Genomic DNA, 12,785 nt, shown 5'->3' on the forward strand with positions numbered 1-12,785 from the left:
GCTCTCGCCCCGCTCATGGGGACAGGTCCTCGACATGGGATAAGATGAAGGGCTTGGCGCCGCCCTTCCCGGGGCCCGGCAAACCCCAAGTCTAGCCTGTCCGGGCCTTTCCGGACCTTTCTGCAGGACACGATATGACTCTCCAGTTCAGCCTCGGCTCCGCCGCTCCCGAAACCGTCGAAACCCCCTGCGTGGTGGTCGGCGTGTACGAGAACGGCATGCTCACCAGCGCCGCTGCCCGCGTGGACACCGCCGCGCATGGCGCGATCAAGCGCCAGGTCGAGAGCGGCGACATCACCGGCAAGGCCGGCACCACGGCCGTGCTGTTCGCGCCCGAGGGCATCGCAGCCAAGCGTGTGCTGGTGGTCGGACTGGGAACGCAGAAGACCTTCGATGGTGCACGCTATCAGAAGGTGACCATCGAGGCCGCGCGTGCGCTGGGTCGCCTGCCGATCGACAGCGCCGTGTCGTACCTGGCCGAAGTCGACGTGCCCGGCCATGACGCCGCCTGGCGCGTGCGCACCGCCGCCCTGGGCGCCGACTACGCCGCCTATCGCTACACCGCCACCTTCAAGCCGCGCGAAAAGAGCGCTCAGCCGGAGCTGGGCGCCATCACCTTCGTCGCGGGCGACGACGCGCAGGCCGGCCTGCAGCAGGCCGCCGGCATTGCCGAAGGCGTGCGCTTCGCGCGCGAACTCGCCAACCTGCCGCCGAACATCTGCAACCCCGCCTACATCGCCGCGCAGGCCGAGCAGTTCGCTGCCGCGCACGACAAGGTGAGCTGCACCGTGCTTGACGACGAGAAGATGGGCGAACTGGGCTTCGGCTCGCTGCTCGCCGTCGGTCGCGGCTCGGCCAACAAGCCCAAGCTCGTGATCCTCGAGTACAAGGGCGGCGTGGAAGGCGACAAGCCGTACGCCTTCGTCGGCAAGGGCATCACCTTCGACACCGGCGGCATCAGCCTCAAGCCCGGCCCGGGCATGGAAGAAATGAAGTACGACATGGGCGGCGCTGCCGGCATGCTCGGCAGCTTCGTCGCCACGGTGAAGCTGGGCCTGCCGGTGAACCTGGTGTGCGTGGTGCCGGCCGTGGAAAACATGCCCGACGGCGACGCCTATCGCCCGGGCGACGTGCTCACCAGCCTGTCCGGTCTCACCATCGAAGTGCTCAACACCGATGCGGAAGGCCGCCTGATCCTGTGCGATGCGCTGACCTACACCGCGCAGACGTACCAGCCGAAGGTGCTGATCGACGCCGCCACGCTTACCGGTGCCTGCGTGATCGCGCTGGGCAAGCACGCCAGCGGCCTGATGAGCAAGCACGACGACCTCGCCGCCGAGCTGCTCGCCGCCGGTGAGCACACGCTGGATCGCGCATGGCGCCTGCCGCTGTGGGACGACTACCAGGTGCAGCTGGAATCGGGCTTCGCCGACGTCGCCAACATCGGCGGCAAGAATGCCGGCGCCGTCACCGCAGGCTGCTTCCTGGCGCGCTTCACCGAAGGCCAGCGCTGGGCACACCTGGATATCGCCGGCACGGCATGGGACGAAGGCCGCAAGGGCATGGCCACGGGCCGCCCGGTGCCGCTGCTGGTGCAGTGGCTGATCGATCGCGCCGCCTGATCCCTCGACGCCCTTCCGGCCAACGCCGGAAGGGCGAACCCACAAGGCTTACGCCATGCCTCGCGCCGACTTCTACCTGATCGACAAGCCGCGCTTCCGCGAACAGCCGCTGCTGCTGGTATGCGAGCTGGCCAAGCGCGGCTTTGCCGCGCAGCAACCGATGCTGATCCTCGCGCGCGATTTCGCGCAGGCCGAAGCCATCGACGAACTGCTGTGGGAATTCGACCAGGACGGCTTCATCTCGCATCAGCTCGCGGGCGATGACGATGACGAGTTCACCGCCGTGCTGATCGTGCCGCCCGGCATGGAGCCCGCCGACCGGCCATTGCAGATCAACCTGCGCGAGGAGTGCGCTCCTGGCCGCTACGACCGTGTGCTGGAAGTGGTGGCCGCCGACCCCGCCGAGCGCGATGGCTCGCGGGTACGCTGGACCGAATACAAGCGTCGCGGCTTCGAGGTCAACAAGTTCGACATGTAGAAAGGGCGCTTCGGCGCCCTTCTCTTTTCGCCACACCGGCTTTCGTAGGAGCGCACCCAGTGCGCGACCGCAGAGCAGCGATGTCGCCACGACGTGGCGTTCTCTCCGGGGCAGGCTTTTCGCGCACTGGGTGCGCTCCTACAAATGCGCACAGGCGAGGGCCTATGAGGTCGCCTCATCAATGCGAGCCGCCATCTGCTCGTTGATCGCATCCTGCAACTGCTCGCCGCTCAGCGGCTTGCGCAGGAAACCATCCATGCCCGCCGCATGCGCACGCGTTTCCTCATCGCCACCGGATCGCGCGGTAATCGCCACGATCGGCACGTGCTGGCCCGGCTCTTCGCGCTGGCGGATCAGGCGCGCGATCTGGAAGCCGTCGATGCCGGGCAGGTCCAGGTCCAGCAGGATGATGTCGCATGGCGCCTGCGCGAGTTCGGCCAGCGCGGCCAGGCCGTTGCCTACGTAGTGCACCACGTGGCCCGCGCGTTCCAGCAGGCCACGGATCACCGCTGCCACGATGGCGTCGTCCTCCACCAGCAACACTTCAAGTCCACGCCCTGTTGCGGTCTCTCCCGGTGCAGCCGTCGCGGGCGCCGGCTCCTGGGCAACAGCCAGCGGCAGGCGCACATGGAAGGTGCTGCCAAAGGCGACCTTGGACTCCAGCTCGATGCTGCCACCCATCATGGCGACCAGCTCGCGACAGATCGCCAGGCCCAGGCCGCTACCGGCGCGGCGCTGAGGACCGGTCACTTGTTCGAAGCGCTGGAATAGCCGCGCCTGGCTGGCCTCGGGGATGCCGGGACCGGTATCGATGATGCTGAAGCGCAGGCCATCGTCGGTGCGCCGCACGCGCAACGTGACGCCGCCGCGCTCGGTGAACTTCAGCGCGTTATTGGCAAGATTCAGCAGCACCTGCTTGATGCGCAGCGCATCGCCGACCATGCGATGCGGCAGGTCCGCCGGCATGTCGATCTCGAAGCGCAGCCCCTTCGCGCGTGCCTGCCCCAGCTCCAGTTGCGCGACGTCCTCGACCAGCGTGCGTGGATCGAACGGTGCGTTCTCGAGCTCCAGCTTGCCGGCCTCGATGCGGGCCAGGTCCAGTGCGTCGTTCAGCAGCTTGAGCAGCATGCCGCCGGAACGCTGCATGGCCTCGGCGTACTCGCGCTGCGTGGCATTGAGCGGCGTACTCAGCAGCAACTCCGCCATGCCCATCACGCCCGTCATCGGCGTGCGTATCTCATGACTCAGCGTGGCGAGGAACTGGGTCTTCGCCGCGCTCGCCTGCTCGGCCAGACGGCTGCGCTGTTCGGCCAGCTGGATCTGGTGACGCTGGGCCAGGCGACGACGCCACGCCTTGAGCGCACCCCACACCAGCAACAACACCAGCAGCACATAGCTGCACCATGCCCACCAGCGCAGCCACGGCGGCGCCTGCACGTGAATCTTCAACGGCTGCGAAAGCTGCGACCACACGCCGTCGGCGCCGGCCGCCGTCACTTCGAGCGTGTAGTCGCCATGCCCGAGGCCGGCGAAATCGCGCTCACCGCGACCACCCATATCCACCCAGCCGGCATCGAGTCCGTGCAGGCGAAAGCGATAGCGGTTCGCCGCCGGATCCACGTACGAGAACACGCGCGCTTCGATCACCAGGCCGCTGTCCCGCCAACCTAGCGAAAGTCCGCCGGAGGCCGGTAGTGACAGGTCCTGCACCACGCCGTGGCGACGCACGACGATATGCGTGATCGACACCGGCGGCGGCGACACGTGCTCGTCGATGCGATTGGGATTGAAGGCCATCACGCCGCCAAGCGTCGGCGCATAGATGGTGCCGTCCGCCATGCGGCCGAAGCCGCGCAGGAATTCACCGTTGCTCAGGCCGTCCTGTAAACCCAGTTCGTGGAAGCGCCCGGTGGCGGGATCGAACCGCCACAAGCCGTCGCGACCGAAGATCCACACGCGGCGATGCTTGTCCACCGCAAGATCCACCACGTTGATGGACGGCCAGCCGTGCGCCGCATCCACCTTCCGATCGAGCGCGAGGCCGTTCGCCGTGTTGTGGTACAGCTCGAGGCCGGTCGGGCGCGCCATCCACAGACCATCGTCGGTGAAATCGAAGGCATCCACCGCCTGGCTGTTGTCCACGCCTGGCACCGGCTCGAAATGATCGTGGTTGCGGTCCAGGCGCAGCATGCCGCCGTCGCTGGCGTACCAGAACGCGGCATCCTTCAACGTGAGCTGGCTTCCCCAGCGGGCCTTTTCCTGCGCGGGAAGGACAGCCACCGGCGTCACCTCCAGCGTGTCCTGGTCGATGCGGTACAGGCCTTCCCCGAACGTGCGCGCATACAGCTTGCCGTCCGGGCCCAGCTCCACCTCCAGCGGATGCTTCATGCCGCGTCCGCTGGCGGGCACCTGGTCCAGCTTGCCGTCGACATAACGGAACAACGCGCCCTGCACCGTCAGCCACAGGCGTCCCGGTCGATCCTCGGTCATGCCCAGCACGTCGCCACGCAGGCCCGACAGTACGTGCTCGACCTTGCCCGTGGCAGGCGTCAGCTGATCCACGCGACCGTTGCGTTCGCCGACCCAGATCGAACCGTCGCTGCCGCGGGCCACCGACGAGGCCACCGAATCGCGCAGGCTGCTGTCGTCGTCAGGGATGTGGGTGAAGCGACTGACGCCATTCCAGCCCGGCGCGAGATAGCCCACGCCGCCATCGAACAACGCGATCCACAGGCCACCCTCGTTGTCGGGGTGGATCTGCCACACCCAGGTACCCGGCAGATTGCCGTGCAATACCGGCGCGTCGGTGACAGGCTGGATGGGCGCACCCTTGCCGTTCTGCAGATACAGGCCGCGCTGGGTGCCGACCCACAATCGCCCGGCACGGTCACGCATGCTGCTGAGGATGTTGGTCTCGGGCAGCTCGCCACGCCCGATCTGTCGCGCCACGTCATCGGCGCCCACCACGAACAAGCCGTACGAGGAGGCGATGCGCACCTCGTCGCCCTCGCCTTCGATGCGCCACGCATCCAGCGGTTGCCCCGGCGTTGCAGGGTGGATCAGGTGAAAGTCGCCCGCTTCGTCGCGACGAAAAATGCCGTTGTCGCTGCCCACCCACAGCTGGCCGCGCCCGTCGACGAACAACGCACCCACGATGCCGAGTTCTTCGGGCCGCGTGCCGGTGACCACGATGTGGTCGAAGCCGCGACCATCCTGCCGCATGCGGTCCAGGCCCGAGGCCGTTCCCACCCACAGTGAACCGTCATCGGTCTGCGCCAGGCTCCACGCCTTGTCGCTGGCCAGGCTGGCCGGGTCGGCAGGATCGTGTCCCCAGTGGCGGAAGGTATTGGAGCGCTCGTCGTAACGGTTGAGCCCCGCCTCCAGTCCCGCCGCCCACAGGCGTCCACCTCGATCGAACATCAGCGAAGAGATGCCGTTGTTGAACAGCGACTGCGAATCGCCCACCACGTGGCGGAACACCTTGAAGCTCACACCGTCGTAGCTCGCGATGCCGCTCTTGGTGCCGAACCACATGACGCCATCGGGCGCCTGCACCACGGTGTACACGCTGCTGCTGGGCAGACCCTCGGCCGTGCCGTAGCGACGGAACTGCGGTGTCGGCAAAGCCATGGCCGCCTGCGCCACGACCGGCGTGGTGGTGGGCGTGGCAACGAGCGGGCCCGCGAACAGGAACGCGCTGAACAGCAAGGACGGCAGCATGATCTCCCCCGAGAGGGATCGATCATGCCAGACCGACGATGTCAGAACGAGCTTGGGACAAACCCGAAAGCGCTGACGGATGCCCCATCAAGATCCCGTGAAGGCACCGCTCCGGAAACAATCCGTTCCGCGGCCGCCGCTGGCGCCTCCCCGGCGGATCATCCAGACTTCGGCCCCATGCACATCTCCCGCCTGACAAGACGGTTCGTGTTCGCCATCGCGTGCGCCTGGCTCCCGCTTGCAACGCTGCAGGCGGCGCCGGCCACTTACCGCTATGACACCACGCATAGCCAGGTCCTTTTCAGCGTCGACCACAACGGCTTCTCGCGCCCGTTCGGTCGCCTGCACATCGCCCGCGGCTGGCTGCGTTTCGACCCGGACGACTGGAGCCAGTCCGCCACCGAACTGGACATCGACCTGGACAGCCTGGACATGGGCGATGCGGCGTGGAACGCCGCCGTGAAGAAACCCGCCTTCCTTGACGTGGAGAAAGGCCGCTACGCGCATTTCGTGAGCACCTCGGTGGAACGCAAGGACGACACGCACGGCGTGTTGCACGGCGAGCTCACCTTGCGTGGCGTGACCCGGCCGGTGGAACTGGCATTTACGACCAATCGCCGCGGTGGAACCATCTACGGCATGCATACCACGGCCGGTTTCTCCGCCACGACCATGCTCAACCGCGATGATTTCGGCATCACCTCCAATGCCAACTCGGTCGGCCACGGCGTCAGCGTCTGGCTGGAGCTGGAAGCCATCCAGGACGACAAGGCCCAATCCAACAAGGAATCTCCATGAGCCTGCGCAGCGACGACCGCCGATGGGGTTCGGTCGCCAAGTTCTTCCACTGGACCACGGCCCTGCTGATCATCGGCAACGGCATCTTCGGCCTGATGATGGATCTGGCCGGTTCGCCGATGCAGAAGATCAACTGGCTGGCGTTGCACAAGTCGATCGGACTCACCGTGCTCGCACTGCTGTTGCTGCGGCTGGTGTGGCGCCTCGGCGACCGCCGCCCCGCCGAAGATCCCGCGCCGCGCTGGCAGCAGCTCGCCGCGCATGGCGTGCACCTGCTTCTGTATCTGCTGATCGCCGCGATCCCGCTGAGCGGCTGGTGGTTCAACTCGGTCACCGGCAAGCCGCTGCAGTTCTTCAAGCTGTTCAACCTGCCGCCGCTCGGCGCCGCCAACCACGACCTGCGCCATCTCTCCCACAGCATCCACGAGAACCTGTTCTGGTTCCTGGTGCTGCTGCTGGTGCTGCACGTCGGCGGTGCGCTGAAGCATCACCTGATCGATCGCGACAACACGTTGCTGCGCATGCTCCCCTTCCGTCGCCTGCGCAATGACTCCCCCTCCCCAGGAGAACGTTGATGACTTCCCTCAAGCTCGCTGCCCCGCTTCTGCTCGCGCTTGCCCTGCCGAGCCTCGCCAGCGCCACTGACTACGCCGTGCAGCCGGCCGGCAGCAAGCTCGGCTTCGCCGGCACCTTCCAGGGCCAGGCGTTTGACGGCACGTTCGGCAAGTGGACGGCCAACATCAGCTACGACCCGGCCAAGGTCGCCACCTCGAAGTTCGAAGTGGACGTGGACCTCGCCAGCGTGAAGACCGGCGACAACGATCGCGACAGTGCGCTGCCCGGCGCCGACTTCTTCAACGTGGCGAAGTTTCCCAAGGCGCACTTCGTGACGACCGGCTTCCGTCAGAACGGCGCGGTAGTGGTGGCCGATGGCAACCTCACGCTGCGCGGCGTGAGCAAGCCGGTAAGTCTCAACGTGACGTTCAAGTCGCAGGGCGGCAACGCCACGCTCGACGTAACCGGCACGGTCAAGCGCCTGGACTATGGCGTCGGTGGCGGCGAATACGCCGATACCTCGGTGATCGGCGCGGACGTGAAGGTCAACGCGCACCTGGTGCTCACCGCCAAATAATCCGGTGCCCCCTCAGGGGCCACTCTTTTTTTGTAGGAGCGCACCCAGTGCGCGAAAAGCCTACGGAGCGCAGATACCGAAACTCCGCGGTCGCGCACTGGGTGCACTCCTACAAAGTCTCCGTGTTCTCCAGGAACAGCCGCACCGCCGTTGCATCGAACGGCCAATCCAGCTCGCGCCCGTCCTGATTGTCGCGCAACACCGGCACGCGTACGCCATAGCGCTGTTCCAGCGCTTCTTCATCATCGACCCACACGCTGTCGAAATCGGGCGCGCGCGCCTCGGCCATCACGGCCAGCGCCTGGTCGCACAGGTGGCAGTAGTCCCGCTGGTAGAGCACATATCGCATCGGCATAAGCGCCGGACGATAACCCAGCGCCAAGGTTGCCTGCGAGCCCGGCCTCCTCCGTGTCAGCCCTGCGCGGCATCTCGCCGGCCCAGGAGACTGGCAAACTTAAATGATAATAACTATCATTTACCAAATAGGGCCCAGCCATCGCCAATGCCCTCGGTGCGTCCGCGCCGAACTCCCTATACCAACAAAACAGGGCTACCCCGATGCCATTCCACGCCTCGCTCACGCGACGCTATCCCTTGCACTGCCGCCTTGCCGTCGCCCTCGCCCTGGCGCTTGCCGCCCCCTTGTCCCATGCCGGCGATGCCCCCGACGCAGCCGACACCACCAAGGTGAAGAACCTGGAGGGCGTGCAGGCCACCGCCACCGTCACGGGCGATGGCGACTCCTACACCACTCACGCGACGGACAGCGCCACCCGCCTTTCGCTTTCGATGCGCGAGACGCCGCAGTCGATGAGCGTGGTGACGCGCCAGCAGATGAACGACTTCGGTCTCAACAACATCAACGCCGTGCTGGACAACACCACCGGCGTCAACGTGGAGCGCGTGGAAACCGACCGCACCTACTACAGCGCACGCGGCTTCGACGTCACCAACTTCCTGACCGACGGTGTCGGCCTGCCGTTTGCGGACGGCAACCAGCAGGGCGATATCGACACTGCCGTGTACGAACGCGTCGAAGTGCTGCGTGGCGCCAACGGCCTGTTGTCGTTCACCGGCAATCCGTCGGCCACCATCAATTTCGTGCGCAAGCGTCCCACCGCCGATTTCCAGGGCGATGTCGGCGTCACCGTGGGCAGCTGGGACAACCGCCGGCTGGACGTCGACCTGTCCGGTCCACTGAATGATTCGCGCACTGTGCGCGGTCGACTCATCGCCGCCGACCAGGACACCGACAGTTACCTGGACCGCTACAACCTGCGCAAACAGGTGCTCTCCGGCATCGTCGATGCGGACCTCAGCAGCAGCACCCTGCTCACCGCAGGCGTCACCTACCAGAAGAACAAGACCCACGGCGGCATGTGGGGCGCGTTGCCGCTGTACAACACGGACGGCACGGCGACCGACTATGACCGCTCCACCAGCACGTCTGCCGACTGGTCGCACTGGAACATCGCCGATACGCGAAGCTTCCTCGAACTCACCCAGGAGCTGGGCAACGACTGGCGTCTGAAGGCCTCGCTCAACTATCGGCGCGTCACCGAAGACAGCGACCTGTTCTACGTCTACGGCACGCCGGATGCGCAGACCGGACTGGGACTGTTCTCCTATCCGTCTGCCTACAACAGCACCGAGAAGCAGTACGTGGCCGACCTGTATGCCACCGGTCCGTTCGAGCTCGCCGGTCGCCGCCATGAGCTCGTGCTCGGCGCGAACTGGGCGAAGGACGACGTGCACCAGCTGTCCGGCTACGGTGTGGGCATCGGCACACCGTTGCCGCCGCTCGACCAGTGGACCGGCGACTATCCGATGCCGTCCTTCGACGCGTACTACGGCAACGGCGACTTCCATATCAAGCGCAAGAGCCTCTACGCCACCGCGCGCTGGAGCCTCGCCGATCCGCTGACCCTGATCACCGGCGCCAGCCTCGTGCACGTCGAGGAGAGCGGCGTGAACTACGGCACGCCCAGCAACTACAGCAAGACGGAAACGACGCCTTTCGTCGGCGCGGTCTACGACCTGTCGAAGAACTACTCGCTGTACGTCAGCTACGCCAAGCTGTTCAACCCGCAGACACAGACCGACGTCAACAACAGGGTACTCGATCCGGTGACCGGCGCGAATCTCGAGGCCGGCGTCAAGGGCGAGTGGTACGACGGCCGCCTCAACGCGACGTTCGCCCTGTTCCGCACGCGCCAGGACGGTCTCGCCGAATACGCCGGACACAACCTGGCCACCAACCAGGATTACTACTCGGGCATCGATGCCACCGCGAAGGGTTTCGAGTTCGATGTGAGCGGCCAGCTCACCGATCATTGGCAGATGAGCGGTGGCTACACGCAGCTGGGCCTGCACGATCCGGACGGCGCAAACGTGCGCACCTACGTGCCGCGCCGCACGTTCCGCCTGTCCACGGTCTATCGCGTGCCGGCACTGGAAGGCCTGCGCATCGGCGGCACGCTGCGCTGGCAGGACCGCATCTACCGCGACCAGCAGGACGTCGCGCTCGACGGCAGCGAGATCTACACGACCCAGGCGTCCTATGCGGTGCTAGGGCTGATGGCCGGTTACGACTTCAACCCGCACTGGAGCGCGACGTTCAACGTCGACAACGTCACCAATCGCAAGTACATCACCAGCCTGTACTGGTCGCAGGGCTTCTACTCGGCTCCGCGCAATTACATGGCGAACGTGCGCTACACGTTCTAAGGCGGGTACCGGTGGAGCGGAGATCGACCTTCCGCTCCACTCAGGCTCAGCGGCCGGACTTCGACGGAGTACGACCCTTGCGGCGGGTCGCCGTAGCGGCCGCGTCCTTCTTGCCGACGTCGGTGTTGTCCCGTTCGAGGTAACCGGCAAAGTGCTGGCGAAGGCGATTGATCTCGGTGATCCGATCCATCACGTCGCCCTGCTCCTGCACCATCGCCGTCGTCAACAGGCTGAACAGGCTGGTGTAGGCGCTGAAGCTGTGCCACGCGCGGTCGGCCTGGATCATCAGCACATTCGGCGTCAGCTCGCGGGCCCAGTAGCACTCCGTATCGGTGATCAGCACCAGCGGAATGCCGCGCTCCACCACTTCCTCCGCCAGCGTGCGGAACTGCTGGAAATAGCGACGCATGTCGATCAGCACCACGCAGCTGTTGCGGGTCGAGTCGAGCAGCATGTCGGCATACGCGCCGTCCATGCCCGCATTGAACGACACGTGCTGGCGCACCTGCTGCAGCATCGCGGCAAAGCCCAGGCCGAGAAACGTGCCGTGATGGAAGCTGGACACCGTCACGCGATCGGCGGTCGTCAGTAGCTTCACCACCGACTTCCATTCCTTCGTACCCGCCAGCGCGTGCGTGCTGGTCAAGGCGCGGATTTCGGCATGCAGGTGTCCGGCGAGCGGATCGACATCCCGTGATTTCTCCACATCCTTGTAGAGGTGCCGCCAGGAGGTATCGGTACGCAGCTCTTCCTTGAGGTCGCCGACGCCTTCATAACCGAGGTTGCGCAAGAAGCGCCCCACCGTCATCTGGCTGACGCCGACCCGCTTGCTCAGCGAGGCCGCCGTTTCGAAGGGCACCTCACGAATGTTCTGCAGCAGGTAACTGGCGATTTTCTGCTCGGACGCCGTGAATGTTTCCCAGCGGTCCTTCAGCTTTTGTTGGAGATTCTTGGTCATCGCCGCCTGCTTATCGGGAAAGCACCATGGCCGCGCTCGCGTCATCGCGCGCTTCAACGTGGCCCAACCGCAGGCCTAGGATATACAAAAGCACTGACGCCAGCCCTGCGATCATGCCGATCAGCGCGAAGAACCAGCCGTGCGTCAGGCTGCTCCACAAGGTACCCAGGGCGCCGGCCAGCAGGTTGCCGAAGAAGCCCGCGAAGAACCAGGTCGCGATGCTGGTCGCGCGAAAGCCTTCCGGTGCCATGCGCCCGAACAGGCCAAGACCGATCGGAAGGATGTAAAGCTCACCCAGCGTCATCATGACGAACCAGCCCACCAGCCAGACCCAGCTGGCCTGCGTTCCATGCGCATCCGACCACGCGGCCACGCCTGCCAGGATCAGGTAGGAGGCGCCTACCACGGCCGCACCAAACGCCATCTTCTTCAACCACGGCGTCTCGATGCCGCGCTTGGCCAGGCGCGCCCAGCGGATCACCAGCAGCGGCGTTGCGGTGAACACCACCAGCGAGTCGAGCGACTGGAACCAGGTCATCGGGATGCTCCAACCCGACGTCACGTGGCGGTCGACGCCCTCGCTCGCCCACAGCGCGATGGTGTTGCCCACCTGCTCGTACGCGCCGCGGAACACCACCACGATGGCCGCGACGGTGACCAGAAAGCCAAAGCGCTGCAGCACGGCGCGATCCACCGGGTGCCGCGTAGTCGCGGCGGCTTCGATCCGTGCCGGCTCGGGCGGCAGGTAACGGCTGCCACCAAGATAAATCACCAGCGACAACAGCATGCCGATGCCCGCTGCCGTGAAGCCCCAGTGCCAGCCGAATGCTTCACCCAGCGTCCCGCAGACCAGCGGCGCGAGGAAGGCACCGAGATTGATGCCGATGTAATAGATGTTGTACGCGTTGCTCGCGCGCGCATCGCCATGCTTGTACAGGCCTTCGATCTGGCTGGCCAGACTGGGCAGGAACAATCCGTTGCCCAGCGCGATGGTGGCGAGCGCCGGGTAGAACAGCGGCTCGGACGCCATCATGAAATGGCCCAGCGCCATGGTGGCACCGCCGATGACGACCGAGTTGCGCTTGCCCAGCCAGCGGTCGGCGACGATACCGCCGAACACCGGCGTGAAATACACGAACGCCGCGTATACGCCGTAGATCAGCGACGCATGCTCCTGCCCGATCTTCAGGTGCATGGTCATGTAATAGACCAGCAGCGCGCGCATGCCGAAGAAGGAGAACATCTCCCACATTTCGGTGAGAAACAGGATGCTCAGGCCGGCCGGGTGGCCAAACCAATTACTTTCCCGGGCCGGAATTCCCGCTTTGGACATGCGCTACGTCACTCCCC

At 65.7% G+C, this 12,785-nt stretch carries 10 protein-coding genes; 6 read left to right on the plus strand and 4 right to left on the minus strand.

The annotated features are described in order from the left end of the window. Window positions 1-134 precede the first annotated feature (134 nt). Both EPB08_RS13160 and EPB08_RS13165 read left to right on the plus strand, forming a co-directional pair. Window positions 135-1,622 carry a leucyl aminopeptidase gene (locus EPB08_RS13160; protein WP_130619567.1) on the plus strand — a complete coding sequence of 496 codons (1,488 nt, stop codon included), beginning with the start codon at window positions 135-137 and terminating at the stop codon, window positions 1,620-1,622. Window positions 1,623-1,677: 55 nt separating this feature from the next. Further along, complete coding sequence (locus tag EPB08_RS13165; RefSeq protein WP_130619568.1) at window positions 1,678-2,100, plus strand: DNA polymerase III subunit chi; 423 nt, start codon at window positions 1,678-1,680, stop codon at window positions 2,098-2,100. 162 nt (window positions 2,101-2,262) lie between these two features. On the opposite strand, the gene EPB08_RS13170 is transcribed toward EPB08_RS13165, so the two are convergent. Continuing rightward, window positions 2,263-5,820 carry a hybrid sensor histidine kinase/response regulator gene (locus EPB08_RS13170; RefSeq protein ID WP_130619569.1) on the minus strand — a complete coding sequence of 1,186 codons (3,558 nt, stop codon included), beginning with the start codon at window positions 5,818-5,820 and terminating at the stop codon, window positions 2,263-2,265. 207 nt (window positions 5,821-6,027) lie between these two features. On the opposite strand from EPB08_RS13170, the gene EPB08_RS13175 reads away from it, so the two are divergent. The 3 genes from EPB08_RS13175 to EPB08_RS13185 are packed head-to-tail and all read left to right on the plus strand — an operon-like array spanning window position 6,028 to window position 7,750. Then, window positions 6,028-6,618 (plus strand): YceI family protein, encoded by a 591-nt coding sequence (locus EPB08_RS13175; RefSeq protein ID WP_324615277.1) that lies wholly within the window; start codon window positions 6,028-6,030, stop codon window positions 6,616-6,618. Next, window positions 6,615-7,193, plus strand: coding sequence for a cytochrome b (locus EPB08_RS13180; RefSeq protein WP_130619571.1), 579 nt, complete (start codon window positions 6,615-6,617; stop codon window positions 7,191-7,193). The genes EPB08_RS13175 and EPB08_RS13180 overlap by 4 nt, the downstream gene beginning before the upstream one ends. Beyond that, entirely contained in the window at window positions 7,193-7,750 is a 558-nt protein-coding gene (locus tag EPB08_RS13185) for a YceI family protein (protein WP_130619572.1), read from the plus strand. Before EPB08_RS13180 ends, EPB08_RS13185 begins: the two co-directional genes overlap by 1 nt. Window positions 7,751-7,859: 109 nt before the next feature. Here the strand turns inward: EPB08_RS13185 and EPB08_RS13190 are convergent, their stop codons facing one another. Next, on the minus strand, window positions 7,860-8,105 hold the full coding sequence (locus EPB08_RS13190) for a glutaredoxin family protein (protein ID WP_130619573.1): 246 nt from the start codon (window positions 8,103-8,105) through the stop codon (window positions 7,860-7,862). 203 nt (window positions 8,106-8,308) lie between these two features. On the opposite strand from EPB08_RS13190, the gene EPB08_RS13195 reads away from it, so the two are divergent. Continuing rightward, on the plus strand, window positions 8,309-10,477 hold the full coding sequence (locus EPB08_RS13195; protein WP_130619574.1) for a TonB-dependent siderophore receptor: 2,169 nt from the start codon (window positions 8,309-8,311) through the stop codon (window positions 10,475-10,477). Between the two features lie 46 nt (window positions 10,478-10,523). On the opposite strand, the gene EPB08_RS13200 is transcribed toward EPB08_RS13195, so the two are convergent. Both EPB08_RS13200 and EPB08_RS13205 read right to left on the minus strand, forming a co-directional pair. Further along, a complete protein-coding gene (locus EPB08_RS13200) occupies window positions 10,524-11,435 on the minus strand; it encodes a MurR/RpiR family transcriptional regulator (RefSeq protein ID WP_130619575.1) in 912 nt (303 codons plus the stop codon). A gap of 10 nt (window positions 11,436-11,445) precedes the next feature. After that, on the minus strand, window positions 11,446-12,768 hold the full coding sequence (locus EPB08_RS13205) for a peptide MFS transporter (protein ID WP_130619576.1): 1,323 nt from the start codon (window positions 12,766-12,768) through the stop codon (window positions 11,446-11,448). Window positions 12,769-12,785: the final 17 nt, after the last annotated feature.

This window comes from Dyella amyloliquefaciens, from assembly GCF_004296575.1.
GTDB classification, from domain to species: Bacteria; Pseudomonadota; Gammaproteobacteria; order Xanthomonadales; family Rhodanobacteraceae; genus Dyella; species Dyella amyloliquefaciens.

What these genes read in the sequence shown, in the direction of transcription:
- EPB08_RS13160 (WP_130619567.1), top strand. Translation starts at nt 135, where the DNA reads ATGACTCTCCAGTTCAGCCTCGGCTCCGCCGCTCCCGAAACCGTCGAA.
- EPB08_RS13165 (WP_130619568.1), top strand. Translation starts at nt 1,678, where the DNA reads ATGCCTCGCGCCGACTTCTACCTGATCGACAAGCCGCGCTTCCGCGAA.
- EPB08_RS13170 (WP_130619569.1), bottom strand. Translation starts at nt 5,820, where the DNA reads ATGCTGCCGTCCTTGCTGTTCAGCGCGTTCCTGTTCGCGGGCCCGCTC.
- EPB08_RS13180 (WP_130619571.1), top strand. Translation starts at nt 6,615, where the DNA reads ATGAGCCTGCGCAGCGACGACCGCCGATGGGGTTCGGTCGCCAAGTTC.
- EPB08_RS13185 (WP_130619572.1), top strand. Translation starts at nt 7,193, where the DNA reads ATGACTTCCCTCAAGCTCGCTGCCCCGCTTCTGCTCGCGCTTGCCCTG.
- EPB08_RS13190 (WP_130619573.1), bottom strand. Translation starts at nt 8,105, where the DNA reads ATGCCGATGCGATATGTGCTCTACCAGCGGGACTACTGCCACCTGTGC.
- EPB08_RS13195 (WP_130619574.1), top strand. Translation starts at nt 8,309, where the DNA reads ATGCCATTCCACGCCTCGCTCACGCGACGCTATCCCTTGCACTGCCGC.
- EPB08_RS13200 (WP_130619575.1), bottom strand. Translation starts at nt 11,435, where the DNA reads ATGACCAAGAATCTCCAACAAAAGCTGAAGGACCGCTGGGAAACATTC.
- EPB08_RS13205 (WP_130619576.1), bottom strand. Translation starts at nt 12,768, where the DNA reads ATGTCCAAAGCGGGAATTCCGGCCCGGGAAAGTAATTGGTTTGGCCAC.